We start from the raw sequence: 24597 nt of genomic DNA, 5'->3' as shown, positions 1-24597 counted from the left end.
TGACAGTCCTATGGCCGTGCGGCAGCGACCGACGGCGAATATTCGAGGGAAAGTTGGGGCGACAAGATATCGTGCAGGGCAAGGGCGGCGGCACCCAAAGCTGCAGTAAACCGTCCGGTTTGACCACGAACAACGCGCGGCTGGGTGCGTCCTGAGCGGGTCGAAACCGAAACCGGCAAGGGTTCGAGCGCGGCGATCAACGCATCGAGAATAACGTCAGGCAGGTTGCCGCCGAACACTATGGTTTCAGGATCGAAAATATTCTCGATCATTGCGACCGTCGGCGCGAGATAGTCGGCGGCCTCGGCAATCCATGTTTTGAGCACTGGGTCGTTGTCAGCGAAGAGCGGCTCAAGGGCCTCGCTATCGATATTGGAGCGTCCGCTGGCGCCTAGCTTTTCACGCAGAGCATAAAGCGACGCAAAGCGCTCGAGCGCGCCGTCCGGCCCATAAATGGGCACCCCATTGCGGGGCACGAGGGCGACATGGCCGATTTCCCCAGCATTGCCGAAGGCGCCACGCAAGGGAACACCGTCCTTGAGCACACCAAGGCCAAGGCCCACGCCAAAATAGAGAAAGCAGAAATTGGAAATCTGGCGCCCAGCGCCATAGAGGCGTTCGCCAACAGCCGCGGCAGTAGCGTCATTTTCAATGGAGACCGGCTGACCAACTGCCAGAGATAACGTCGCCTTGGCGTCTATGCCTTTCCAGCCCGGCAGCGTTGCCGGGCCGACCGAACTCATCCCCTCGATTTCGAACGGTCCGGGCATCACCGCACCAAAACCGATGAGACGATCGCGCGAGGCGCCGATCTGAGCGCAGAGCCTGTCGATCTCATCGGACACCCTGGCAGGCACCTGATCGGGTGTTGCCGACTCAAGCGGCGCTATGGTCTGCGCCCGAACGGCCCCCGACAGGTCGAGCAAGGTCGTCGCGATGTGGTCGGCGGCGATTTCCACGCCACCGGTCAATGGGCCATCGGGATTGATCGCAAACTGGATAGGTGGCTGGCCGCGTCCAGAGCGCAGCCGTCCGAGTTGAACCAGCATGCCCTCGCCCAGGAGTTCATCGACAATGTTGGCAACAGCCTGGGGCGTAATGCGGGCGCGCCGGGCGATTTCGGTACGCCCCATATGCCCATGGGTACGAATGACCTCTAGCACCACGCGCCTGTTATGGGCACGATTACGCTCGGGATTGGACCCGATGACGAGGCGCTGGCCACGACCATGCTTTTCCGAACTGGTCAAGGTGTCCCCTTTTGCCGATTGGATGCGCGGTATCGGATCAATAGACTAGGCAGGCCATCCGAATAACACAAGTAGATTAATTTAATCGGGCGCGGCGCTTGCCCCGACCGCCGACAGTCGCCGCCGACAGCGCATTGTTCTCATTTTTCGGGCCGCGCCAAGCGTTAATCGAAGCTGGCAAGTCGGAGTGCCGATAATAACGAAAGTAAATTATTTTATTGACAAGAGAGCGCACATCATTTGACCATAAGGCATGGTGGACGGAGGGGTCCGCGCCGCCAAACAATCACGCAGGGGAGATTCTTTCCCTGCCCCAAAGGAGGCAATAGCATGCGTAGAGCACTCGCGTTGACAGCACTTTCAGCCGGCGTCAGCCTGGCTGCGCTGGGTTCGGCCCAGGCCGTGGAAATCGAATATTGGCAGTATGTGTTCGACTCCCGCGTACAGGCCATGGACCAGCTGATCGCCAATTTCGAAGAAGCCAACCCCGACATCACTGTCAACCACCAGACATTCCCCTACGCCGATTATCAAACGCGTGTTGTAGCCGCCAATGTGGCCGGCCAGGGACCCGACGTTGTGCAGTTGTTCTACGGCTGGCTCGACAACTTCATCGCCGGCGGGCTGATCCAGCCTCTTGATTCGGCGACATTCGCAACCGAAGAGATTGAGGGCGAGTTCTTCCCCATCGTCTCGGCAATGGAACGTGACGGTCAGTATTGGGGCCTGCCGACTGCCGTGCGTTCGCTTGCATTGTTTTACAACAAGGACATCTTCGAAGCCGCCGGCCTCGACCCTGAAAGCCCTCCCCAGACTCTCGACGAACTGGTTGAAGCGGCAGAGGCCACTGTTGAGCGCGACGGCGCAGGCAACATTACCTCGGTCGGCATTGCGATGGGCATGGCCGGACAGGACCACCAGTGGTGGCGCGAAGGCCTGGTCCGCCAGTTCGGTGGCCAGCCTTATTCCGACGATGGCCGCACCGTTACCTATAATGACGAAGCTGGCATCGCCGCCACGACTTGGCAGGCGAACCTGTATCTCGGCGATGATGCCGTGACCCAGGTTGCGTTCATGGACGAGCCTCAGGCTGCCTTCCGCGCCGGTCGCGCAGCGATGACCGTCGACGGCACATTCCGGCTCGGGGCATTCGGTGAAATCACCGATTTCGAGTGGGGCGTAACCGAACTTCCCGCCAATGCCGAGGGCATGCGCTCGAACTATGCCAGCTATTTTGCCAATGCCATCGGCGCACGCGCCGAAGGTGAAGAGCTCGAGGCTGCGGAAAAGTTCCTGGCCTATATCAGCTCGCCCGAAGCCATGGAGATCTGGCTCGAAGTCGTTGGAGAATTGCCGGCACGCCAGAACGTTGCCCTGACCGAAGAAAATCTCGCAGATCCGGTTTACGGCCCATTCCTTGCTGGCCTTGAGTACGCCAACACTACGATCTTCGTGGACGAAGCTGCACAGCGCCAGGTAGCCATCGACATGGAAAGCCGCATGTCCTTGCAGGGACAGTCGCCAGCAGACTCGCTTGCTGCGGCTGCCGAGGAAGAACAGGCAATCCTCGACGCCTTCTTCGCCAATCAGTAAAATCGGGAGATGTGGACCGACACCTCGTCGGTCCACACTCAAGCATCATATTGCAATCCGGCCGGACCAAAGCCCGGCCGGACCGCTTAGGCAAATCAGCAGGAGGGGCAGGCGATGACTTCGGCAGCATCGGTTACCGACACCAGGGAGCGATCCGGGGTCTGGAATCGGCTCAGCATCGGACAGAAGCGCTTGATCTGGGTGTGGACCTTCCTGGCCCTGCCCGTTGTATTTTACGTGGTGATCCGCTTTTATCCCACCGTGCAGGCCTTCTGGCTGTCCTTCACGAACTGGGATCTTCTACGCCCCGCGCAGTTCATCGGCATTGAGAACTACGTCAAGCTCTACAACGACCCCCTGTTCTGGCAGGTATTCCGCAATACGTTCGCCTATCTGATTATCGGGACGCCGATCAGTCTCGTGATTTCGTTCGCCGTCGCTTACTATCTTGACCGCGTACGCTTCATGCACAGCTTTATCCGCGCCCTGTATTTCCTTCCCTTCCTCACGACCGCTGCTGCGATGGCTTGGGTCTGGCGCTGGTTCTACCAGCCGCCGCCAATCGGGATCATCAATGGTTTTCTCGGCATGGTTGGCCTTCCCGCACAGCCCTTCCTGCGCTCGACCGAACAGGCACTGCCAGCCATCATGGTCACGGCAATCTGGGCGGGTCTTGGATTTCAGATCATCATCTTTATGGCGGGGCTCAGGGCCATTCCGCAGACCTATTACGAAGCCGCACGCATTGACGGGCTGAGCGAATGGGCAATCCTGCGCAAGATCACCTTGCCGTTGCTCAAGCCGACCACAGTGTTTCTTGTTGTATTTTCCTCGATCGGATTCCTGCGGATTTTCGATCAGGTCTACAACATGACCAGCAATGATCCCGGCGGGCCGCTCAACACGACAAAACCGTTGGTTCTGATGATCTATCAGACTGCATTTTCTTCCTTCAACATGGGCTACGCGGCGGCGCAGACGGTGGTGCTGTTCACCATCCTTCTGATCGTTTCCCTGATGCAGCTCTGGGTTTTGAGGACGCGCTGATGACCGCTACAGTCGCTACAGGTTCCGAGCTCAAATCCAACAGTGCCTCGATCCGTCCCGGCCGCATCCTGATATGGACGCTGCTGTTCATCGGCGGCGTTCTCATGATAACGCCGCTATTGTTCATGTTTTCGACATCTCTCAAGACGGCCGGTCAGGTTTATGACCTCAGACTCATCCCTGCCGCACCCACCTTTGACAATTACATCAAGGTGCTGTCGGACGGGCGCTTCGTGCGCTGGTTCTTCAACTCAACGCTGGTCGCTGTTTGCGTCACGCTGTCGAACGTCTTTTTCGACTCGCTGGTCGGATACACACTGGCCAAGTTCCAGTTCCGTGGCCGGTATCTGATTTTCATCGCCATCCTTTCGACCCTTATGATCCCCACCGAAATGCTGGTGATCCCATGGTATCTGATGAGTGCCCAGCTTGGTTGGATCGACAGCTATTGGGGCATCATGTTTCCGGGCATGATGACGGCTTTCGGCACATTCCTGATGAAGCAGTTCTTTGAAACTGTGCCTGACGATTTCCTCGAGGCAGCGCGTGTCGACGGGCTGAACGAATTCACCATCTGGTGGAAGATCGCCATGCCCATGGTGGCTCCAGCCATCTCGGCACTGGCCATCTTCACCTTCCTCGGTAATTGGACAGCATTTTTCTGGCCGCTGATCGTCACCAACAGCCGCGAACTCTATACGCTGCCGGTTGGGCTCTCGAGCTTTGCTGTCGAACAATCGATCCAGTGGGAAATGATCATGACGGGCGCAGCGCTCGCCACCATCCCCACCCTCCTCGTGTTCCTCGTTCTACAGCGTTACATCGTGCGCGGCGTCATGCTGGCAGGACTAAAGGGCTGATCGATGACCACACCAAAAGACACAAGCGTCTTCCCCGATCCCGTCTACACGGAATCGGTTCTGCGCCCATTGTTTGACGGCGCCAAGGACCATCACGCGGACGGGTTCAGGGCCATCGACAGAGCCCATCTCGTGATGCTGGAAGAAACCGGCATACTGACCAGACAACAGGCGGCGGCAATAGCTGGTGCGTTGGCTGCCATAGATGAAGAAATCGATCTCGATGGTCTTGTCTATACAGGCGAGGTCGAGGATTTCTTCTTCCTCATAGAAAAGCACCTCAAAGCGCGCCTCGGTCCTGATCTTGCAGGCCGGTTGCACACATCTCGCTCGCGCAATGATATCGACCACACCCTCTTCAAACTCGGGCTCAAGCCGCGCACTGAAGCTCTCCTTGAAAAGATGCGGGCACTGCTCGACGCCGTCCTCACGACTGCGGAACGGGAAGCCGAAACACTTATCGTTGCTTATACGCATGGCCAGCCTGCCCAGCCGACGACGTTCGGACATTATCTCGGGGCAATGGCCGAAGTGTTGATCCGGGACATCGAGAAAGTCGAGTCCGCTCTCGAAGTGATCGATCTTTCGCCAATGGGTGCCGCCGCCATCACCACTTCAGGGTTTCCCATCGATCGTGAACGCGTGGCAGGACTGCTCGGCTTTTCGCGGCCGCTTGAAAACTCCTATGGCTGCATTGCCTCAGTGGACTACATCACAGGCATTTACGGCGCTATGGCGCTGAGCTTTCTGCATCTGGGTCGACCCATTCAGGATTTTCAAGTGTGGTCGAGCTTTGAAGTGGGGCAACTCTACGTCCCCAATGCGCTGGTTCAGATTTCTTCGATCATGCCGCAAAAGCGTAATCCAGTGCCGATCGAACATCTGCGCCATCTGGCCAGCCAGACCTATGGGCGCGCCAAGGCGATGCTCGATGTGATGCACAACACGCCCTTTACCGACATGAATGACAGCGAAGGCGAAAGCCAGGCGATGGGCTATCAGGCGTTCGATGCCGCCTATCGCGTGCTCGATCTTTTTGCCGCGCTGATCGCACAGGTCTCGATTAACCCCGAGCGGGTCGAGATCAATACCAAACGCTCCTGCATCACGATCACCGAGTTGGCAGACAGCCTCGTCCGCCTGGAAAACCTCTCGTTTCGGCAGGCGCACGAAGTCGCCGCTGCGGTTGCAAAATCGGTCGTCGCTGCTGACGGCTCGCTTGTCGAAGATGGATTTGCGCCTTTTTCCAAGGCATTCCACGAGGCGACAGGCAGGGCATCAACGCTTTCGCCCGAGCGGTTTGCCGAACTGGTTTCCGCCCAGCATTTCGTCATGGTGCGCGATCGCCTTGGCGGACCGGCCCCTGCGGCACTGCGCACTTCACTGGGTCGATACCGCGAAAAACTCGGCGCTTTGTCGAACCGGGCGCAAGAGCGCGACGAGCGGATGAAATCCGCACATACCGAACTCAACACCAAATTCAATGCACTTTTAGGAGCGGCGTGATGGCAGAAATCCAATTGGAAGGCCTTGTTAAGCGCTACGGCAAGGTGACCGCCGTTCATGGCATCGACCTCAAGATTGCCGATGGCGAGTTCGTTGTCTTCGTAGGCCCATCCGGCTGCGGAAAATCGACAACCCTGCGCATGATCGCCGGACTTGAGGAAATCTCGGGTGGCGACCTCAAGATCGGCGACAAGGTCGTCAATCAATACGAGCCCAAGCAGCGAAACATCGCCATGGTGTTTCAGAACTACGCGATCTATCCACACATGACCGTGGGCCAGAATATCGGGTTCGGACTTTACACATCAAAACTATCCAAGGCCGAAAAGCAGGAACGAATTGAGGAAGCCGGCAAGATACTGGGCCTTGAGGACCTCCTTGAGCGTCGGCCCGCTGCTCTCTCTGGCGGTCAGCGCCAACGTGTAGCTATCGGCCGCGCCATGGTGCGCGATCCGGCAGCATTTCTGTTCGACGAGCCCCTATCCAATCTCGATGCACAATTGCGTTCGCAAATGCGTATCGAAATCAAACGGCTCCACCAGCGCCTGGGGACAACAATTGTCTATGTGACCCACGACCAGATCGAAGCCATGACAATGGCTGACCGGATCGTGGTAATGCGCGACGGGCTCATACTTCAGGTCGGCACGCCGACTGAGCTCTATGACAGCCCCGTGGATGTATTTACAGCGCGGTTTATCGGCAGTCCCTCAATGAACCTGATTGAAGGCAATGCCGACAGTGACGGCCTCACCGCTGGCGGCGCGAAGGTCAACGGGACATCTCCTCCCAGCCAATCGGGGAGAATCCTTGTCGGGATCCGGCCGCACGATCTGCTGGTCGGGGAGGCACCAGCCGATGCTGCGCTTGCCTTCCAGGGCAAGGTAACAGCCGTCGAGCCATTAGGATCGGAAACGCTGGTTCACCTCGATATCGCTGGCGCGTCGGCGATTGCCACGGCACCGGGCAAATTGCTGCCTGCCGTCGACAGCACGGTCACAGCCTGGGCTGCACCGGGGAGTCTGTATCTCTTCGACGCACAGAGCGAAAAGGCCTTGGGGCGTCTATGATTTTAAAAACGCCGCGCGACGCTGTCATCAGCGTCGGCCGCATCTATTGCGACCTCGTCTTCGCGGGCCTGTCAGGCATGCCGCAAATGGGCCGCGAGGTCTTTGCCAATTCCATGGATCCAGTGCTTGGCGGCGGCGCGTTCATCGCCGCTGCCCATCTGGTGCATCTTGAGCGCCCGGCGGCCCTGCTCGCCTCGTATGGTACTGACCCGCTATCGCTGGCCCTGGAGCCGCAATTGGAAACAAGCGGCATCGATCTGCGCTTTCTCGAACGTAGGGCCGATGCTGGACCGCAGGTCACCGTCGTGATGACCGGCGCGCAGGATCGCGCCTTTCTGTCCTGCCGGGCCGGCCCATCGGTCCCTTCCCGGTCTGGCGATGCGCTTGCTTGGGATCGGGCAGCTCTGCTGCACATAGCCGAATACGCGACCCTGGCCGAACAGCCTGATCTTGTCTCGCGCGCTAAATCGGGCGGACTTACTGTGGCGCTCGACCCGAGTTGGGACGACACACTGATCAGCAAGCCGGGCCTGCTTGACGGTTGCGCTGGCGTCGACATCTTTCTTCCCAACGCACAAGAAGCTGCGGCAATCACTGGCAAAGACGATCTGTCCCAAGCCCTGGATGTCCTGGCCGAGCACTTTCCAATCGTTGCAATCAAATGTGGCGGCGATGGTGGCCTGCTGGGCGCCGGCAAAACCCGGCTGTCGGCAAAAGCTCCCAAAGTGCGTGTGCGGGATACTACCGGCGCAGGCGATGCCTTCAACGCCGGGCTGCTCAATGCCTATCTTGCCGGCCTCGATCTGGACGCCTGCCTTGAGGGCGGGGTATCGGCCGGCTCAATGTCGGTTCAATCGATCGGCGGCGCTCCACGGCCCACACCATCAGTTGCCGTCTGATAGAGCCGAACAGTCCGCTCTCAGATGACTGTAAAGCCGTGAGCGTATGGATCGCGATCGTCAATAAAGATCGTGTTGAAGCCCGTTTGACGCGCCCAACCGCCAATTGAGGGAATGATTGCCGGGGTGCCCCCCACCTTGGCCTCCGCCTCAACCCGCCCAGAAAACAGCGAGCCGATTATGCTCTCGTGAATAAATTCGTCGCCGACGCCGAGCTTTCCCTTAGCTGCCAGCTGCGCCATGCGGGCGGATGTGCCCGTACCACAGGGCGATCTATCGATGGCCTTATCGCCGTAGAAAACGGCATTGCGCGCGGAAGCGCCATCCTGGGTGGGCCTGCCGGTCCACTGGATATGGCTCAAACCGCTAATTTGAGGGTGTTCGGGGTGGACGAACTCGTACTTTTCGTTGAGCGCCTTGCGCAGCTTGGGCGATAGGCCGATCAGCTCGGCCGCTGTAAAGTCTGCCATGTCGTCAAACCGTTTCTGCGGCTCGACAATGGCGTAGAAATTGCCGCCATAGGCCACATCAACTGTAAGTTCGCCGAACCCTTCGATCTCTGCCGTCAGCCCCTCGGCATGCAGGAAAGAGGCAACATTGGTCAGGCGCACTTCTTCTACAAAACGCCCCTCTTGGCGATAAGTGATATCGACCTTGCCGGCAGGCGTTTCGATTGACAGTTTTCCTGGCTCACGCGGCGTAATCAGTCCGTTCTCGATCGCCATGGTGATGGTACCGATGGTTCCATGCCCGCACATAGGCAGGCAGCCGGACGTTTCAATGAAGAGTACGGCAACTTCGCAGTCAGAACGGGTTGGGGGATAGAGGATCGAGCCAGACATCATATCGTGGCCGCGCGGCTCGAACATCAAGCCGGTTCTGATCCAGTCATACTCGGCGAGAAAGTGCGCCCGCTTTTCGAGCATGTTGTCGCCCTTGAGAAAGGGCGCGCCGCCTGCAACCAGTCGTACGGGATTGCCGCATGTGTGCCCATCAATGCACTGAAATGTCTTTTGGCTCATCGGTGTCTTCTCAAAAACGGGTTGCACGGAAGGGGGCAATTTCAATTGCCGGCGGGGCATCGCTGACAAGATCGGCAACAAGCTCTGCGGTTCCCGCCGATTGGGTGAGCCCCAGATGACCATGTCCGAACGCCAGAATGACGCGAGGATTTCCAGGCGCAATATCTATGACCGGCAGGCTGTCAGGCATGGATGGTCGGAAGCCCATCCAACGGCGTCCGCCGCTGGCGTTCAGATCAGGCATAAACCGGGCTGCTTTGGCGAGCAAGGAATCGGCGCGACTCATACGCGGTTTCAGATCGAGCCCGCCAAGTTCGACGCCACCGCCGACGCGGATGCCTTCGCCAATGCGGCTGACAACGAATCCATGACCGGCAAACGTCACATGAGTGCGCAAGTCGAATGCACCCGCTGGCAGAGTAACATTGTAGCCACGCTCTGTTTCGAGCGGCAGTCTGACACCGAGCTGCTTGGTCAGACGGGCCGAATGTGCGCCGGCGGCGATCACGACCTTGTCGAACTTGAAATCCTGGCCGGCACCCTCAAGCAACACACCATCTTCGCCATGCGTGATCCGCCCGATCTCGGCGCTGACGAGTTTGGCACCCTGTACAATGGCCCTGTCTGCCAAAGCGTTCGTCCACACCGAAGGGTCGGTGACGTTCTTCCAGTCGGGCGTGAAGCCAGCATGGGTAAAGCGCGGGGACAGCCCAGGTTGGATTTCGGCGATTTCTTCGGAACGGGTTAGGAGCCTGAAGTTTACCCCCACCGCGCGGCGTTCTTCCCAGCCCGACAGACTCGCCTTGAATTCCCGTTCGCTCTCATAGAGCTGTATCTGCCCTTCACGGCGCATAAGTCCTTCAAGACTGCATTTTGCGACGAGCCGTTCGAGGGCTGAGGCCGAGTGCGCCATAAGAGCGCCCTGAGCAGAAACTGCAGCATGGTATCGAGCAGGCAGGCTAGCCTTGAAAAAGGCAAGGAGCCAGGGCGTGATTCTCAGGGCATAGGCGGGAGGGATCGACAATGGCCCGTTGGGATCGAGCAGCCAACCTGGTGCCTTGCTCATGATACCCGGGGTTGCCAAAGGGATGACATCTGAGAACGCAAATGCGCCCGCATTGCCGCCAGAAGCGCCCGAAGCCACGCCTTTTCTGTCGAAAATTGTCACCGCATGACCGCGCTCAGCCAGGGCAAGCGCTGCAGTCACACCGATGACCCCTGCTCCGACCACGGCGACACGCATGATATTTCGATCCCTTAAATTGAGCGCTATCGTGTATATATCTTTGGGCACCGCTTCTGTCGACAATGAAAATATTGGTTATCGACACCTTCCCTGCACCGTGCTCCATCCCTTATGAACTAAAGACAAAACCAAGAGGCGCGGTATGAGCAAAGACACCAAACCAAACAAGGCCGACAAGTCCGATGCACCCAGGCGCGGGTCGGGTTCGAGCCATGTCTATAATGTACTGCGCAATGAAATCATCGATCTGGCACTGGCCCCCGGCAGTCCGATGGACGAATTGCAGCTCGCAGATCGGTTTTCGCTTTCACGCACCCCGATCCGCGAGGCTCTGGTAAGGCTTTCGGTGGAGGGCCTGATTACCACGCTGCCCAACCGGGCGACCATCGTGTCAAATATCGACTTTCTGCATCTGCCACAGTTCTTCGACGCGCTGACATTGATGTATCGCGTTACGACGCGGCTGGCTGCGGGCCATCATCACCCTGACGATATTGCCAGGATGCGCACAAAGCAGGCGGCATTCACTCAGGCTGTCGATGCCCGCGACGCCCTTGCGCTTATCGCCACCAATTGCGATTTCCACCTCGAAATTGCCCGTGCTGGCGGCAACAGCTATTATACTGATCTGTTTGCGAGGCTTCTCGACCAGAACCGGCGGCTCTTGCGGCTCTATTACTCTTCGTTCAACGACGAACTGCCTCGCAAATATGTCACCGAACATGACCAGATGATTGAAGCGATTGAGGCGCGCGATGTCGATGCAGCAGATCGTCTGGCCAGCGCTCATGCCCAGCAGATCGTAACCCAGATCCAGTCCTACATCACGGCCGACAAGCGCATAAACGCCCGCATTTCCCTGTAGCTGCATCCCAGGCGGCCAGAGACTCCACCAGCGCTTCGAAAAATTCTAGTCGACAAATAAAATACAAGCGGTATTGTGTGCCAATCACAAATCGGTAAAACGCCGAACAGCCCCTGCTCAAGGAGACGCCGAAATGGCCGCCAGCATTTTCTCTGGGTGTATTCCCGCCCTCATGACCCCCTGCAAGCCGGACCGCACGCCCGACTTCGACGCACTGGTACGCAAGGGCGAGCAAATGGTTGCCGCTGGCATGCGCGGCGTTGTCTATTGCGGATCAATGGGCGACTGGCCACTATTGACCGACGCGGAACGCATGGAAGGCGTTGAACGCCTCGTCAAGGCGGGCGTTCCGGTTATTGTCGGAACCGGCGCTATCAACACAGCCTCCGCCGTCGCCATCGCCAAGCACGCACAGGACGTCGGAGCCCATGGCTTGATGGTTATCCCACGCGTCCTGTCACGCGGCGCTTCTGCAATTGCACAACGTCATCACTTCAAGGCGATCCTTTCGGCTGCGCCCGACCTGCCAGCTGTGATCTACAACAGCCCCTATTATGGCTTTGCGACACGCGCCGACCTGTTCTTCTCTCTCCGCGAAGAGCACAAAAACCTGATCGGCTTCAAGGAATTCGGCGGCGCCGATTCGCTGACCTATGCTGCCGAGAACATCACCAGCCGCGACGATGAGGTTTCGCTCATGGTCGGCGTCGACACCACTGTATTCCACGGGTTCGTCAATTGCGGCGCAACCGGCGCCATCACCGGCATCGGCAATGTCCTTCCGCGTGAAGTGCTGCATCTTTGCGCGCTGTCGCGTGCTGCGGCCAATGGCGACGTCGAAGCACGCCAGCGGGCACTCGAACTCGAAAGCGCACTCGCTGTACTCTCCTCGTTCGACGAAGGCACGGATCTGGTCTTGTTCTACAAGCACTTGATGGTTGCCAAGGGGGACAGCGAATACGCCCTTCACTTCAATGAAACCGACGCACTGACCGATAGTCAGCGCGGCTATGCCGATCATCAGCTTCGCCTGTTCGACACCTGGTATGCCGAATGGAGCAAGCTGCCGGGCGCGGTCCAGGCATACACCGTCTGACACCGTAAACCCAACATGGGGCAAGCGCTCCTTGTCTGAAAGTTATGAAATGGGCCGAGGCAGTAGCACCGGTCCATTTTTTGTCGCCTCCATGCCAGCTACGCAAAGCTCTTGATGTCCCGGCAGCACTCATAGGCGAAACCACGAACCTTGCGATTAGAGATCTGCCCCTACTTTACAGCTGAATACCCTTTTGGTAACGTTCCCAAAATTGGGAGGAAGCGGTATATCCGCATAACGTGATGCCTACGCGCAAAACCAAGCAACCGACGATCATCGATATTGCCGAAGTGGCCGGGGTCTCCAAGAGCACCGTCGCGCGCGCACTATCGGGATCGCCCCATATCGGCGAAAAAACGCGGGAGCGTGTACTCAATGCCGTGCGCGCGCTGGGCTATGAGCGCAACCATCTCGCCCACTCACTACGGTCGGGCAAGACCGGGCTGATTGGACTTGTAATCCCCGATATTGCCAATCCATTCTGGGCCGAGGTGGCGCGCGGCGCTCAAGATGCAGCGGCCGCCAGCGGAGCGTCGCTTCTTATTTTCAGTTCCGACTGGGACCCCGAGCGCGAAGCCCATCATCTGCGCGCCTTGAGACAGGCCCGCGTCGATGGTGCTATAGTCAATCCCGTTGCCGACAATATAGACGGGCTGGGTCGCTTTGGTCTGCCGGTGGTCCTGATCGGCTCAAGCGCCGAGCGCTTTCCCGAACTGTCCAGCGTGGGCAGCGATATTGCACAAGGGGTGGCACTGGGCCTGGACCATTTGGCCGGTCTTGGCCATCATCGCCCGGCATTGCTGGTTGGCTCGGCCAATCGCCTGGCCCGCGTGCGCTTTATGCGCGTGGTCCACGATTACTGTATTGCCCGCGATATCGATCCTGCAACGCTGGTGATCGAGGAAGGCAGCTATACCGTAGAATCGGGGCGCGCTGCGACGTTGCGCCTTTTGGAACGCAGCACGGCACCATCGCGCTGCATCTTTGCGGCCAATGACCTAATGGCGCTCGGCGCCTTGCTGGCCGTTCGCGAAGCTGGCCTTCGGTGTCCTGACGACATCTCGATACTTGGTTTTGACGGCATTCCCGCAGCTGCCTTTTCGGACCCCGGCCTGACCACTATCGAGAAGCCCGCCCGTACCATCGGCACCCAAGGCATGCGATTGCTGGCGGAAACGATCGAAGGCAAACTCGAGCACCGCCGCGTGCTTTTGGACTGCGCACTCACCTCGCGTGGCTCACTGGCTCGAAATGACGGGTATAGCCCAGCCCGCATGATGGCCGTGGGGAGCAACTAATCATGAGCCTTGACGAAAAAAAACTTGCTTCGACTGTTTCCAATTTTGGGAACGTTCCCAAAAATGCACGTCGTATGCCAAAGCATGTTGCGTTTGGATTAAAGCTGCGTGCTTGGTGGCCCTACTATGCGATGATGGCGCCGGGCATTTTGTACTTTCTGATCTTTCACTATTTCCCGATCTATCAGGCCAAGCTCGCCTTTGAAGATTTTCGCATCTTCGGCGACAATCTCTGGGTGGGCCTAAAACACTTCGACACGCTTTTCGACTCACCTGCCTTCTTTCAGGTTTTAGCGAACACGCTGATCATTTCAGCAATGAAGATGGCTTTCGTCTTTCCGATACCCATCCTGATTGCGCTGTTCATCAACGAAGTGCGCAGCACCAATTTGCGCCGCTTCATTCAATCGGCCATTTACCTGCCCCACTTCTTGTCCTGGGTGGTTATCGCAGGCATTTTCATTGCCGCTCTGTCGCCATCGAGCGGTGTGGTCAACGATATCGGGCAAGCACTGGGTTTCGCTCCACGGGCTTTCATGACCGATTCCGGCGCAATTCGCTGGGTCATCGTGTTCTCAGAAATGTGGCGCACGGCCGGCTGGGATTCTCTGCTCTATTTCGCAGCCATCATGGCCATCGACCCCCAGCTTTACGATGCAGCCGAAATGGATGGCGCCAATCGCTGGCAAAAGATCGTCAACGTTACGCTACCCGGCATTGCGCCCACTATTGCGACGCTGTTCATCCTCAATGTCGGGCTATTCATGAACGCCGGGTTTGATCAGGTTTTCAACCTGTCAAATGACGCGATCCGCGACCAGATCGATATTATCGACACCTATGTCTATCGCATCGGCCTGCAATCGGGGCAGTTCTCGCTCGCAACCGCCGCGGGCCTGTTCAAGGGCGTCATCGGCATGGTGCTCATCGTTGCCGCACACACAATTTCCAAGCGCCTGACCGGCAAGGGAGTTTGGTAATATGAACCGCGCCAATTCCACCCGTCTTGAACGCCTTGAACAGACGATCATCGTATCGAGCCTTTTGCTCATGGTCGTCGTCACCGTTCAGCCGATTCTCAATCTGTTGGCCATCTCCTTTTCGGATTCGGCCCAGGTGCCCGGCATGAGCGGGCTAGCCATCATTCCCCGCGGGTTCTCACTGGACGTCTGGACGCTTCTGATCGCCAATCCTGAAGTTCAGCGCGGCTTGCTCAACTCGCTTTTAATCACAGTGACCGGCACGATCCTCAACGTCACGTTTACAGCACTGATGGCCTGGGCTCTATCGCGGCCAAGGCTGCCGGGACGGCGAATCCTGTTTGTCTTTGTGCTGGCGACCATCGTCTTCGAGCCAGGCCTGATCCCAGATTATTTTGTGGTCAGAGAGCTTGGCCTGCTCAACAGCTACTGGGCCGTCATTCTCTATAAGCTCGTCAACGCATGGTACCTCATCATCCTTATCCGCTTTTTTGAAGAAGTGCCGGGTGAACTGCTCGAAGCCGCTGAGCTTGATGGCGCCAACGCGTTTCAGACGCTTTGGAAAGTGGTGCTGCCGCTGACCATGCCTGCACTGGCCACCATCACGCTGTTCTACCTCGTCTATCACTGGAACGAGTTTCTGCGGCCGATGATCTATCTCAACGACGCCAGCATGCACCCGCTTCAGGTGGTGCTGCGCAAATTCGTTCTCGACGGAGACAAATCCTCGATGGTCGGACTTGCGGCAATGGCGAATTACCAGGGTGCGGCCCAGATCAGCACGCGCGCACTCAATGCGGGCATGATCATGCTGACCATCCTGCCGATATTGGCGGTCTATCCGCTGATCCTAAGATTCTTCACCAAGGGCACAATGAGTGGCGCCCTGAAGGGATAACACAAGCAAAAATCCAACAAGGAGGAGGACCAGATGCTTGCAAGACACCTTATGACCACGGTTGTTGCCGTGGCGACAACACTGAGTTTGGGAGGCGGCGTCCTGGCGCAGGACGCCCCAACGGTAAAGATCATCGCCCATGACAATCCGGGTGATGCCGAACTTTTCGAGCGTATCGAAGCTGGGATGGCCGAGGCCGGCACGCCGGTCAATATCGAACTGGTCGGTCTGCCAAGCTCGGGCTATGCCGACGCGCTCAGCCTCCGTCTGCTTTCAGGCGAAATCCCCGATATAGTTTATTTCCAGGGCGCCGACGCCGAGTTTGCCAATCAGGGCATCCTTGAAGATCTGCGTCCCTGGATCGAGCAATCGAGCTATATCAAGGACGCAATGTGGGCCCATAACGAGGCGCGCATCGAAAACTATCCCTACCTCCTCTATATTTTTCCGGCACGCACGAAATCGCCGGTAATGCGCACAGACTGGCTCGAAGAGAGCGGGCTTGAAAAGCCCACCAATCTCGAAGAGTGGACAGCGTTCATGACCGAGATCTCGCAGTCCGATTTCGACGGCAATGGTCAAGCCGATACTTTCGGCATTCTTGCGCCGGACAATACCGCCGAGCTCGACGCGATCTTCAACCAGTCCTTCGGTGTGTCATCGACCTGGCTTGAGGACGGAAGCGGAGAATGGATCCATGCCCGTGTCTCGGATGCCGAGCGCGAAAAACTTGCCTATTACCAGATGCTCTATGCCGACGGTATTCTCGATCCCGAATATGTCACCTCCAACTGGGAAGTGAAGGAAGACAAGTTCTATTCGGGTCGCGTCGGTATCATCATGGGCACTGCCGGGCCGGTCGTCGAAATCTACAAGACCAAAATGCAGGAAGCCAATCCGGGTTCCGATCTTGCTCTGCTCGATCCCCCCGATGGGCTGGAGGCCGTCAATGTTGCTAAGGAAGATCGCGGCTACGCTATCCACGCAATGAGCGAAAACAAGGAAGCGGCCTTTGCCGTGCTTGATTTCCTTGCCAGCCCCGAAGGGCAGCTTATCGACCGGATGGGCGTCGAGGGCGAACATTACACCCGCGACGGCGACACGTTCGAAGTGCTGCCCGCTATGGGCGGATGGTATCCGCGCTTCTGGACGGTAAACCCAGACTACTGGTCGCCTCCGGTTGCCCTGTTGTCCGACGTTGCCCAGGGCTCGCTCGAACAGGGCGCTGAGTACTTCACCGCCGACAACGCCTTCGTCTGGCCCGCGGACCTGGCACCCAGCGTTGATGCTGCCGAGCAGTATTATCGCACCTCGGTGTTCCGCTTCGTCTCTGGTGAATGGTCGATGGACCAATGGGACCAATATGTCGATGGATGGCATGCCGCTGGCGGCCAGGCGATGACCGAACACGCAAGGACAGTACTTCAATGACCAAACAGCAGAACACGGGCCCGGCTTTTTCCAGCCGGGTTCGCGGACTGCTCCATGGCGTCGCACTTGGCGACGCCATCGGAGCGCCCGTCGAAAAACTCACACCGGCTGAAATCCAGTCCATGTATGGGCGGGTGACTTCGCTAGACAATCAATGGCACCGGACCAGCCGTGACCCTGCCGCAGGCAATGGCCGAATTCGCGGCAATGGCATTGTAACCGACGACACGCTGATGACGCTTTCGCTGATGGCGGTCTATAACGAAACCGTTCGTCACATCGATGCCTGGGATATGGCCGATGGAATGGTGCGCCAGATTGCCTGGGTCAAACGCTACGTACCCGAGCTTCAACGCGAATGCCCTTTGCTCGAGCGCCTTTTCTATCCTGAGAAGTGGATATTCCAGCGCCACCAACTCTCCGGCTGCGATCCGCGCCAGGGCGGGCTGGGCAACATGGTCAATTGTGGGGCCGCGATGTATATCGCGCCAGTGGGCGTGGTGAATGCCTGCGACCCCCGTGCCGCCTATGACGAGGCAATTGCCTTCGCCTCGGGTCATCAGCAGAGTTATGGCCTTGAAGCTGCGGGTGTTCTGGCTGGCGCGGTCGCTGCCGCTTTCGTACCAGCAACGACCATCGAAGATGTTGTCGACACCGCCTATGAGCTTGCGAAGGACGGGACCCGCGCCGCGATCGGTGAAATTGCCGGGCTGGCAAAGGATTTGCGCGCCAAGGGCGCAGATTATGGCGAAGTGGTCAGTACCTTTCACAAGGCAATAGTCCCGTTCTCCCCTCTCGGCGACGATCTCGATCATACAGCCGCCAAAGCGGGCAAACCAACTCCGAACTATCAGCCCTCACGGTTTCATTCGATCGAGGAGCTACCTCTCGCTCTCGGGTTTGCGATCTTTGCCAATGGTGACTTCCGCCAGGCCGTCGAAGATGGCGTCAATTCGGGCCGCGATACCGATTCAATCGGCGTGATGGCTGGCGCTATCCTTGGCGCGATGCATGGCGAGGCCATCATCGACAGTGGCGACGCCAAACAGATCGATACGATCAATCGCCTCGATCTTGCCACCGAATCTGCCCGCTTCGCAGCAACGAGCAGCACCATAATGAGCGCCGACAAATCGCGACTTGAAACACTGGCCGTCCACCGGGCAGCGATGTTCTAGTGCCGGGTTTTCCCGGTGCAAAAACTGACTCTCTATTCAACAGGACCTTTAATGATTTCCTCCTTCGATCTCGTCCATCGCATCTATTCAGGGTTCATCGGCAAGGCTATAGGCGTACGCCTGGGCGCACCGGTCGAGCCGACTATCTGGAGCTATGAGCGGATCCGCGACACCTATGGCGAAATCACCGGCTATTTGCGCGATTTCAAGACATTTGCCGCAGATGACGACACCAACGGTCCGGTCTATTTCATTCGCGCCATGCGCGACTACCAGCTGACACCCACCCCGCATGAAGTCGCCAAGACCTGGCTCAATTATGCCGCCGAGGGCCATGGAATGTATTGGTGGGGCGGTTATGGGCGTTCGACCGAGCACACCGCCTATCTCAATCTGCGTGCCGGAATCGAAGCACCAAGATCGGGCTCGATTGCCCAAAATGGCGCAGCGATTGCCGAACAGATCGGCGGCCAAATCTTCATCGATAGCTGGGGTTGGGTCAACGCCGGCAATCCCGATCGCGCTGCGGAAATGTCAGCCAATGCGGCCTCGGTTGCCCATGACGGCGAAGGCCTGCATGGAGCACGGTTCTGCGCTGCGATGATCGCTGCAGCCTTTACAGCGAAATCAGTCGACGAGCTGTTTTCCATCGGTCTGAAGGTTATCCCCGAAGATTCAACATACGCCGCCGTGGTCAACGCTGTTCTCGCACAGCACAAATCAGCCCCCGATGACTGGCGCGCCTGCCGGGATCTGCTGACCCGCGACTGGGGCTATGACCGGTATCCTGGCGTTTGCCACATCATTCCCAATGCCGGTGTGCTTGCGCTTGCCATGGTTTATGGCGAAGGCGATCTGTGCCGAACTGTCGAAATTGCAACCATGTGTGGCTGGGACACCGATTGCAACGCTGGCAATGCCGGCGCAATTATCGGCACGTTCGAGGGCGTACAACCCTCATGGGACAAATATCGCAAGCCCATCAATGACATGGTCGTGACCTCCGGGGTCACAGGTGCTCTCAATATCGTCGATATCCCCACCTTCGCCCGCGAACTGGCAACGCTTGCGTTGCAACTCGATGGCAAGGACGTACCCGAAGGCTGGGCCGAGGCGATGGAGGATCGGGGCGTCCACTTCGATTTCTCGTTGCCCGGCTCGACGCACGGCTTCAAGACCTCGGGCACCAATCAACTTGAACTCAAATGGGCCGACAAGGACCACAAAGCGGGAACCGGTGCGCTTGAGATCCTTGTCGATCGTTTCGAGCGGGGACACTCGGGCAAAGTGTTCTGGAAGCCGTTTTATCGACGCACCGATTTCGACGACGAGCGCTATCGTCCGATGTTCTCGCCATTGGTGGCCAGCGGCCAGACCGTATCCTTCGACGTTTTCATGGAGCCCTGGGAAGGCGACGGCCATTTGCGCATAGCGCCCTATGTCCGGGCAACGATGAGCAAGTCAGTCATCGAAACCGGCGCCTATGAACAGCCTGCAGCGGCGGGATGGACCCGTATCGAATTTACAGTGCCTGAAGCCGATGGTGAGGCGATCGACGAGATCGGCCTGGACATCGAATATTTCGGGCGGTTGAAATTTCTTGGAAAGCTCTACATTGCCAATTTCCGTGTATCGGGCAAGGGCGCAACCCGTATCGATCCAGCCAACGAGGTCGAGGAATGGGAAGCCATCACACGCTTTACCTGGAACCGCGGTTACTGGAAAAAAGATGGGGCCGCGATCACCTGCCTCACCGATACGGACGCCGATATGTGGACAGGGCATCTGTACACCCGCGATGCCCTCGTCGGCGCTCAAATTACGCCATTGTCTGGCGCGTCCCATCTTGTGAGCGTTCGCGCTCAGGGCACTTCTCGGTTTTATGCCGCCGGGTTCGAGGACGGCAAATTGCGCATCATCCGTGAGGATTTCGGCAAGAGCATTCTCGCCGAGACGGATTTCACGATTCAGCTTGGTCGGCCCTACGATCTCGAAGTCGCGGTCAGTGGGACTTCGATCACAGTGTCGGTCGATGGCGAGAAATTGCTCCAGGCCAATGACGATCGCTTCAGCTACGGGCAATCCGGTCTACGCCTTGGCGGACCTGGTCGGTTTGCTGTGGGCAGATTTGAAATCGTCGAGCAATAACTGAAGGACAGGAAGGACTTCGATGTCCAAGATCACGCTCAGTAACGTCTATAAGCGCTACGGCCATGTGCCGGTGCTCAACGACATCTCCATCGATATCGCGGAGGGGGAATTTGTCGTACTGGTCGGCCCCTCGGGGTGCGGAAAATCGACGCTGCTGCGCATGATCGCGGGGCTCGAAGACATAACCGCGGGTGATGTCGAAATCGGGGGCAAGGTGGTCAACACGATGCCCGCCAAGCAACGCGACCTTGCTATGGTCTTCCAGTCCTATGCGCTCTATCCGCATATGAAAGTTGCCGACAATATGAGCTTCGCGCTCAAGCTGGCGGGACAACCCAAAGCGGAAATCGAAACACGGGTAAAAGAAGCTGCCGAAATTCTGGGTCTTGGCCACCTGCTCGACCGCCTGCCGCGCGAATTGTCCGGTGGGCAGCGCCAGCGCGTCGCCATGGGGCGGGCCATCGTGCGCAACCCGACGGCTTTTCTGTTCGATGAGCCGCTGTCCAATCTCGATGCGAAGTTGCGCGTCAAAATGCGCTCGGAAATAAAGAAGCTGCATCAGCGTTTGGGCAAGACAATGATCTATGTCACCCATGACCAGACCGAAGCCATGACACTGGCCGACCGCATCGTGGTGCTTCATGATGGGGACATCGCCCAGGTGGGCACGCCGCTCGACGTCTATCAAAACCCGGCCAATGCCTTCGTCGCCGGCTTCATCGGATCGCCGGAAATCAACCTATTGTCGGCCAAAACGCTTGGACCCGACATTGCTGAGGTCGAGCTGGATGATGGCACGCGCATGCCCCTTCCCGCTCCGGTTGCGCTCGAAAAGGGAGCGCCGGTAACCTATGGGATAAGGCCGCAGCATTTCACTATCTCCGACCGCGGTGCCAAAGCTGAGATCATTCTTGTCGAACCGACTGGCGATAGCCAGGAACTCGCTGTGCGCGCCGGACAGATTGAACTTTCGATCGTCGTGCACAATGTCGATATCCTTTCTGCAGGAGATACGATCTCGATAACACCCGATGCCGAAAAGGCGCTGCTGTTCGATACAAAAACGGGCGCGAGGCTGCGTTGATGTCGCGGCAGTTCGATGCGGATGCGCGCGGCCCGCTCAAAGGAATCAAGGTCATCGACCTTTCCCGGCTCGTCGCGGGCAACATGACCTCTCTGCAATTGGGCGACTTCGGTGCCGAAATCATCAAGGTCGAACCACCCTCGGGTGACCCATTGCGCGCCTGGAAGGATGGCGGTGCATCATTTTTCTGGAAGGTGTATGGCCGGAACAAGCGCTCGATTGTTCTCGATTTGCGTCGCCCGGCTGCAATGGAGGCTCTTTGGGCGTTGATCGACAGTGCGGATGTGCTGATCGAAAACTACCGACCGGGAACGCTCGAAAAAATGGGCCTGGCGCCCAAGGCGCTGCATGAACGCAACCCGGCGCTGATCGTCCTGCGTGTGTCGGGATATGGCCAAACCGGGCCCTATGCCCATCTCCCGGGGTTCGGGACCATTGTCGAAGCAATGAGCGGATACGCCTATCGCACTGGCTTTCCCGATCGCGAACCTGTTCTTCCACCGCTCGCCCTGGCCGACATGATCGCCGGCATCTATGGCGCATCTGCTGTCAATACAGCCTTGTTGGCGCGCGAGAAGGGGCATGCGGGCGGACAGGTCATAGATCTTTCGCTCCTCGAACCCATTTTTTCGGTTCTCGGCCCGGAAGCTGCAATCTTTGCCAAAACCGGCATCATCAAAGAGCGCGTGGGGTCGGCATCAAACACTTCCTGCCCACGCAACGTCTATGTTTGCGCCGACGGCAAATACCTTGCGCTGTCGGGCTCGACCCAGGCTGTAGCCGAGCGGATTTTCACAATTATCGGTCGCGCCGACATGATCGATGACCCCCGTTTCGCCACCAACTCGGACCGCATCAAGCACCGTGACCTTGTCGATGCGGCAATCGGGGGATGGTTTGTCGCGCGCACAAGCGATGACGCGCTGCAGATCATGCGTGATGCAGGTGCAACCGTAGGACCGATCTATTCAATAGCGGATGCCCACCAGGATCCTCACTTCCGTGAGCGTGAAGTGATTGTCGAAATGGATGACGCCGAATTTGGCAGCTTACCCATGCACAATGTATTGCCGCGTCTTTCGGCAACGCCGGGTGGTTTCTATCTGCCGGCGCCAGAGCTGGGCGCTGATGGCGAGGCCATCCTGAAAGATATCGGATTTGCACCGGCCGACATTACTGCGGCTCTGGACCTGACACGATGAGATTGCGTTCGCTGCTATACGTTCCTGCGGACAATGAACGGTTCATTGCCAAGGCCCATGAGCGCGGGGCGGACGCAATTATTCTCGATCTTGAGGATTCGGTTCGGCCCGCGCATCGAGATGCTGCACGCAATGCCCTGCCCGCATCCATTCGCGCGGCAGGCCAAGCCGGCGCAAAGGTCTTCGTTCGTATCACGACGCAAACACCAAACGAGGATGCAGCTGCTGCAGCAACTGCTGACGGTCTTTACGTTCCCAAGGCCAGCCGGGGCAGCATTGACGTCCTTGCCGCGGCCAGCCCCGGACTGCCACTTTTTGCACTTATCGAAGACCCAATGGCCCTGCTCGAAGCAAACGCCATCGCTGCTCACCCGGCCGTTGCGGGCCTTGCCGCGGGCGGGGAAGACCTGGCGACCGCGCTGGGAGCGCTGCCCGACCCCGATGTATTGCGAACGCCAAAGCTCTTGATCCACTACGCAGCCAAAGCGCACCAAAAACTCTCATTTGGCTTGTTCCGCACAGTGGCGGACTACACCGATCTTGCGGCTATTGAAGACGCTGCAAAAGAGGCCCGCCGGCACGGATTTGACGGAGCGAGCTGCGTGCACCCTTCGGCTGTACCGATCCTGAATGGCGTCTTTGCACCCTCGTTGGAGGAAATCGATTGGGCCAACCGGGTTCTTGCGGCAGCCGAAAAGGCGGCAGCCGGCGCCTTTAGCCTCGATGGCAGGATGATCGACGCTCCGATCATATCCCGCGCGCGCGCAATCGTGTCCCGGAGTTGAATTTCACCAACGCTAAAGGAGGAGGCGTTTTTATGCACACCCTGGCAAAATCACTGGTTCTGACCATGGCGGCCCTTTTGGCCAACCCAGCTTCGGCGCAAAAGATTAGCGTCGAAACGCTGGTCTCGCCCGCCCTGGCCAATGACGACAACCCTCAAACCGCCGAACTAAGCTACGCACTCTATCTGCCCGAAGGGTTCGCCCCCGAGGGTAACGTGCGTTACCCGGTGGTTTACCTGCTTCACGGCAGCGGTGGTGAATCCGATGCCTGGGACGCGTTCTGGCCGATACTCGACGCCATGATCGCCGACGGCACCATTCCGCCAACCATCGCTGTGGCCCCGGTCACAGGCAATTCCTATTGGGTGGATTCCGCAGCCTTTGGGGCTATCGAAAGCGCGTTCATCGAAGATCTCATCCCCCACATCGACGAAACACTTCCAACCATCGCTGCACGCGAGGGCCGAGCGCTTGCTGGGTTCTCAATGGGTGGTTACGGCGCTGCGCGTTACGGCTTGGCCTATCCAGATGTCTTCTCCGCTGCAACCCTCCTCAGCCCTGCATTGCAGCAGGGCCAGCCCCCTGCAACGGCAGGAGCCGTCGGTCGCGGTTCGTTTGGCGAGCCCTACGATCCAGCCCGCTGGGATGAGCTCAATTACCCGGCACTTGTTGGGCCCTATGCTTCCCAAAATCACCGCGTACCATTCTTTATCGTGGCCGGGGATGATGACTGGAATCACCTTTCGGAAAAGGAAGACCTTCCTGACGATGCCACCAGATACAATATGGAGGTGCAGGCCGTGGCTTTTTACACAGCTCTCCACCGAGAAAACATTTTCGGTGCCGATTTCGAAAAGTGGGAAGACGTGCCCGCCAGTCCAGCCGAGTTGCGCATCGTCGATGGTGGCCATGGCATGGATGTCTGGAGCGACGGCTTTAGAGACGGCCTCATCTATATGTTCGCCAACGGTGTTTCCGCCTCCATCGAAAACTAGACCAAAAGCTCCGGGGCCTCACCGCTCCGGAGCCGGCACTCACCTGTCGCGCACACAATGATCCGCCCAGGTTTTTCTCCCTACACACTCCGTTTCGATAGACAGACCTACACAGGTTTCCGCTTGCGCCGGGGGCCGATC

21 protein-coding genes are annotated in these 24597 nt (G+C 58.1%); 18 read left to right on the top strand and 3 right to left on the bottom strand.

All coding sequences use genetic code 11. From position 1 onward, the window contains the following. Nucleotides 1-8 precede the first annotated feature (8 nt). Nucleotides 9-1250 carry an ROK family protein gene (locus ACN0TA_RS02680; protein WP_417579542.1) on the bottom strand — a complete coding sequence of 414 codons (1242 nt, stop codon included), beginning with the start codon at nucleotides 1248-1250 and terminating at the stop codon, nucleotides 9-11. A 330-nt stretch (nucleotides 1251-1580) separates the two neighbouring features. Between ACN0TA_RS02680 and ACN0TA_RS02675 the strand changes: the two genes are divergently transcribed. From ACN0TA_RS02675 to ACN0TA_RS02650, 6 genes are all read left to right on the top strand, one after another. Further along, a complete protein-coding gene (locus tag ACN0TA_RS02675; protein WP_417579540.1) occupies nucleotides 1581-2843 on the top strand; it encodes an extracellular solute-binding protein in 1263 nt (420 codons plus the stop codon). A 114-nt stretch (nucleotides 2844-2957) separates the two neighbouring features. Continuing rightward, nucleotides 2958-3890 (top strand): carbohydrate ABC transporter permease, encoded by a 933-nt coding sequence (locus tag ACN0TA_RS02670; RefSeq protein WP_417579538.1) that lies wholly within the window; start codon nucleotides 2958-2960, stop codon nucleotides 3888-3890. Next, nucleotides 3890-4750: a carbohydrate ABC transporter permease gene (locus tag ACN0TA_RS02665; protein ID WP_417579536.1), complete on the top strand. Its 861-nt coding sequence runs from the start codon at nucleotides 3890-3892 to the stop codon at nucleotides 4748-4750. The genes ACN0TA_RS02670 and ACN0TA_RS02665 overlap by 1 nt, the downstream gene beginning before the upstream one ends. 3 nt (nucleotides 4751-4753) lie before the next feature. After that, nucleotides 4754-6256 (top strand): argininosuccinate lyase, encoded by a 1503-nt coding sequence (argH, locus tag ACN0TA_RS02660; RefSeq protein ID WP_417579534.1) that lies wholly within the window; start codon nucleotides 4754-4756, stop codon nucleotides 6254-6256. Continuing rightward, nucleotides 6256-7326 (top strand): ABC transporter ATP-binding protein, encoded by a 1071-nt coding sequence (locus ACN0TA_RS02655; RefSeq protein ID WP_417579532.1) that lies wholly within the window; start codon nucleotides 6256-6258, stop codon nucleotides 7324-7326. Before argH ends, ACN0TA_RS02655 begins: the two co-directional genes overlap by 1 nt. Continuing rightward, nucleotides 7323-8225 (top strand): carbohydrate kinase family protein, encoded by a 903-nt coding sequence (locus tag ACN0TA_RS02650; RefSeq protein ID WP_417579530.1) that lies wholly within the window; start codon nucleotides 7323-7325, stop codon nucleotides 8223-8225. Before ACN0TA_RS02655 ends, ACN0TA_RS02650 begins: the two co-directional genes overlap by 4 nt. Before the next feature lie 20 nt (nucleotides 8226-8245). Here ACN0TA_RS02650 and ACN0TA_RS02645 read toward each other — a convergent pair whose 3' ends face one another. Beyond that, nucleotides 8246-9247, bottom strand: a complete 1002-nt coding sequence (locus ACN0TA_RS02645; protein ID WP_417579528.1) for a 4-hydroxyproline epimerase — start codon at nucleotides 9245-9247, stop codon at nucleotides 8246-8248. A 10-nt stretch (nucleotides 9248-9257) separates the two neighbouring features. Next, on the bottom strand, nucleotides 9258-10490 hold the full coding sequence (locus ACN0TA_RS02640; RefSeq protein ID WP_417579526.1) for an NAD(P)/FAD-dependent oxidoreductase: 1233 nt from the start codon (nucleotides 10488-10490) through the stop codon (nucleotides 9258-9260). A 145-nt stretch (nucleotides 10491-10635) separates the two neighbouring features. Between ACN0TA_RS02640 and ACN0TA_RS02635 the strand changes: the two genes are divergently transcribed. From ACN0TA_RS02635 to ACN0TA_RS02580, 12 genes are all read left to right on the top strand, one after another. After that, nucleotides 10636-11358: a GntR family transcriptional regulator gene (locus tag ACN0TA_RS02635; protein WP_417579524.1), complete on the top strand. Its 723-nt coding sequence runs from the start codon at nucleotides 10636-10638 to the stop codon at nucleotides 11356-11358. A gap of 133 nt (nucleotides 11359-11491) precedes the next feature. After that, nucleotides 11492-12454, top strand: a complete 963-nt coding sequence (locus ACN0TA_RS02630; protein ID WP_417579522.1) for a dihydrodipicolinate synthase family protein — start codon at nucleotides 11492-11494, stop codon at nucleotides 12452-12454. A 242-nt stretch (nucleotides 12455-12696) separates the two neighbouring features. Beyond that, a complete protein-coding gene (locus ACN0TA_RS02625; protein ID WP_417579520.1) occupies nucleotides 12697-13752 on the top strand; it encodes a LacI family DNA-binding transcriptional regulator in 1056 nt (351 codons plus the stop codon). Nucleotides 13753-13754: 2 nt separating this feature from the next. Beyond that, entirely contained in the window at nucleotides 13755-14732 is a 978-nt protein-coding gene (locus tag ACN0TA_RS02620; RefSeq protein ID WP_417579518.1) for an ABC transporter permease, read from the top strand. Nucleotide 14733: 1 nt separating this feature from the next. Continuing rightward, entirely contained in the window at nucleotides 14734-15630 is an 897-nt protein-coding gene (locus ACN0TA_RS02615) for a carbohydrate ABC transporter permease (protein ID WP_417579516.1), read from the top strand. A 33-nt stretch (nucleotides 15631-15663) separates the two neighbouring features. Next, nucleotides 15664-17061, top strand: coding sequence for an extracellular solute-binding protein (locus ACN0TA_RS02610; protein ID WP_417579514.1), 1398 nt, complete (start codon nucleotides 15664-15666; stop codon nucleotides 17059-17061). Next, the gene (locus ACN0TA_RS02605; RefSeq protein WP_417579512.1) at nucleotides 17058-18239 is read left to right on the top strand and encodes an ADP-ribosylglycohydrolase family protein; all 1182 of its coding nucleotides are present in this window, start codon (nucleotides 17058-17060) and stop codon (nucleotides 18237-18239) included. The genes ACN0TA_RS02610 and ACN0TA_RS02605 overlap by 4 nt, the downstream gene beginning before the upstream one ends. A gap of 51 nt (nucleotides 18240-18290) precedes the next feature. Further along, complete coding sequence (locus ACN0TA_RS02600; RefSeq protein ID WP_417579510.1) at nucleotides 18291-20387, top strand: ADP-ribosylglycohydrolase family protein; 2097 nt, start codon at nucleotides 18291-18293, stop codon at nucleotides 20385-20387. 22 nt (nucleotides 20388-20409) lie between these two features. Continuing rightward, nucleotides 20410-21474, top strand: a complete 1065-nt coding sequence (locus tag ACN0TA_RS02595) for an ABC transporter ATP-binding protein (RefSeq protein WP_417579508.1) — start codon at nucleotides 20410-20412, stop codon at nucleotides 21472-21474. Then, entirely contained in the window at nucleotides 21474-22676 is a 1203-nt protein-coding gene (locus ACN0TA_RS02590) for a CaiB/BaiF CoA transferase family protein (RefSeq protein WP_417579506.1), read from the top strand. Before ACN0TA_RS02595 ends, ACN0TA_RS02590 begins: the two co-directional genes overlap by 1 nt. After that, the gene (locus ACN0TA_RS02585) at nucleotides 22673-23461 is read left to right on the top strand and encodes an HpcH/HpaI aldolase/citrate lyase family protein (protein WP_417579504.1); all 789 of its coding nucleotides are present in this window, start codon (nucleotides 22673-22675) and stop codon (nucleotides 23459-23461) included. The genes ACN0TA_RS02590 and ACN0TA_RS02585 overlap by 4 nt, the downstream gene beginning before the upstream one ends. A gap of 32 nt (nucleotides 23462-23493) precedes the next feature. Continuing rightward, entirely contained in the window at nucleotides 23494-24456 is a 963-nt protein-coding gene (locus ACN0TA_RS02580) for an alpha/beta hydrolase (protein ID WP_417579502.1), read from the top strand. The last annotated feature ends 141 nt before the right edge of the window (nucleotides 24457-24597 follow it).

This window comes from Pelagibacterium sp. (assembly GCF_048264985.1).
Lineage (GTDB): Bacteria > Pseudomonadota > Alphaproteobacteria > Rhizobiales > Devosiaceae > Pelagibacterium.
The sequence above is the reverse complement of the archived record's forward strand: the minus strand, read 5'-3'. Positions and strand labels throughout refer to the sequence as shown.

Excerpts from the sequence above, each read along its gene's own strand:
- ACN0TA_RS02675 (WP_417579540.1), top strand. The coding sequence starts at position 1,581 with ATGCGTAGAGCACTCGCGTTGACAGCACTTTCAGCCGGCGTCAGCCTG.
- ACN0TA_RS02670 (WP_417579538.1), top strand. The coding sequence starts at position 2,958 with ATGACTTCGGCAGCATCGGTTACCGACACCAGGGAGCGATCCGGGGTC.
- ACN0TA_RS02665 (WP_417579536.1), top strand. The coding sequence starts at position 3,890 with ATGACCGCTACAGTCGCTACAGGTTCCGAGCTCAAATCCAACAGTGCC.
- argH (WP_417579534.1), top strand. The coding sequence starts at position 4,754 with ATGACCACACCAAAAGACACAAGCGTCTTCCCCGATCCCGTCTACACG.
- ACN0TA_RS02655 (WP_417579532.1), top strand. The coding sequence starts at position 6,256 with ATGGCAGAAATCCAATTGGAAGGCCTTGTTAAGCGCTACGGCAAGGTG.
- ACN0TA_RS02650 (WP_417579530.1), top strand. The coding sequence starts at position 7,323 with ATGATTTTAAAAACGCCGCGCGACGCTGTCATCAGCGTCGGCCGCATC.
- ACN0TA_RS02645 (WP_417579528.1), bottom strand. The coding sequence starts at position 9,247 with ATGAGCCAAAAGACATTTCAGTGCATTGATGGGCACACATGCGGCAAT.
- ACN0TA_RS02640 (WP_417579526.1), bottom strand. The coding sequence starts at position 10,490 with ATGCGTGTCGCCGTGGTCGGAGCAGGGGTCATCGGTGTGACTGCAGCG.
- ACN0TA_RS02635 (WP_417579524.1), top strand. The coding sequence starts at position 10,636 with ATGAGCAAAGACACCAAACCAAACAAGGCCGACAAGTCCGATGCACCC.
- ACN0TA_RS02630 (WP_417579522.1), top strand. The coding sequence starts at position 11,492 with ATGGCCGCCAGCATTTTCTCTGGGTGTATTCCCGCCCTCATGACCCCC.
- ACN0TA_RS02625 (WP_417579520.1), top strand. The coding sequence starts at position 12,697 with ATGCCTACGCGCAAAACCAAGCAACCGACGATCATCGATATTGCCGAA.
- ACN0TA_RS02620 (WP_417579518.1), top strand. The coding sequence starts at position 13,755 with ATGAGCCTTGACGAAAAAAAACTTGCTTCGACTGTTTCCAATTTTGGG.
- ACN0TA_RS02615 (WP_417579516.1), top strand. The coding sequence starts at position 14,734 with ATGAACCGCGCCAATTCCACCCGTCTTGAACGCCTTGAACAGACGATC.
- ACN0TA_RS02610 (WP_417579514.1), top strand. The coding sequence starts at position 15,664 with ATGCTTGCAAGACACCTTATGACCACGGTTGTTGCCGTGGCGACAACA.
- ACN0TA_RS02605 (WP_417579512.1), top strand. The coding sequence starts at position 17,058 with ATGACCAAACAGCAGAACACGGGCCCGGCTTTTTCCAGCCGGGTTCGC.
- ACN0TA_RS02600 (WP_417579510.1), top strand. The coding sequence starts at position 18,291 with ATGATTTCCTCCTTCGATCTCGTCCATCGCATCTATTCAGGGTTCATC.
- ACN0TA_RS02595 (WP_417579508.1), top strand. The coding sequence starts at position 20,410 with ATGTCCAAGATCACGCTCAGTAACGTCTATAAGCGCTACGGCCATGTG.
- ACN0TA_RS02590 (WP_417579506.1), top strand. The coding sequence starts at position 21,474 with ATGTCGCGGCAGTTCGATGCGGATGCGCGCGGCCCGCTCAAAGGAATC.
- ACN0TA_RS02585 (WP_417579504.1), top strand. The coding sequence starts at position 22,673 with ATGAGATTGCGTTCGCTGCTATACGTTCCTGCGGACAATGAACGGTTC.
- ACN0TA_RS02580 (WP_417579502.1), top strand. The coding sequence starts at position 23,494 with ATGCACACCCTGGCAAAATCACTGGTTCTGACCATGGCGGCCCTTTTG.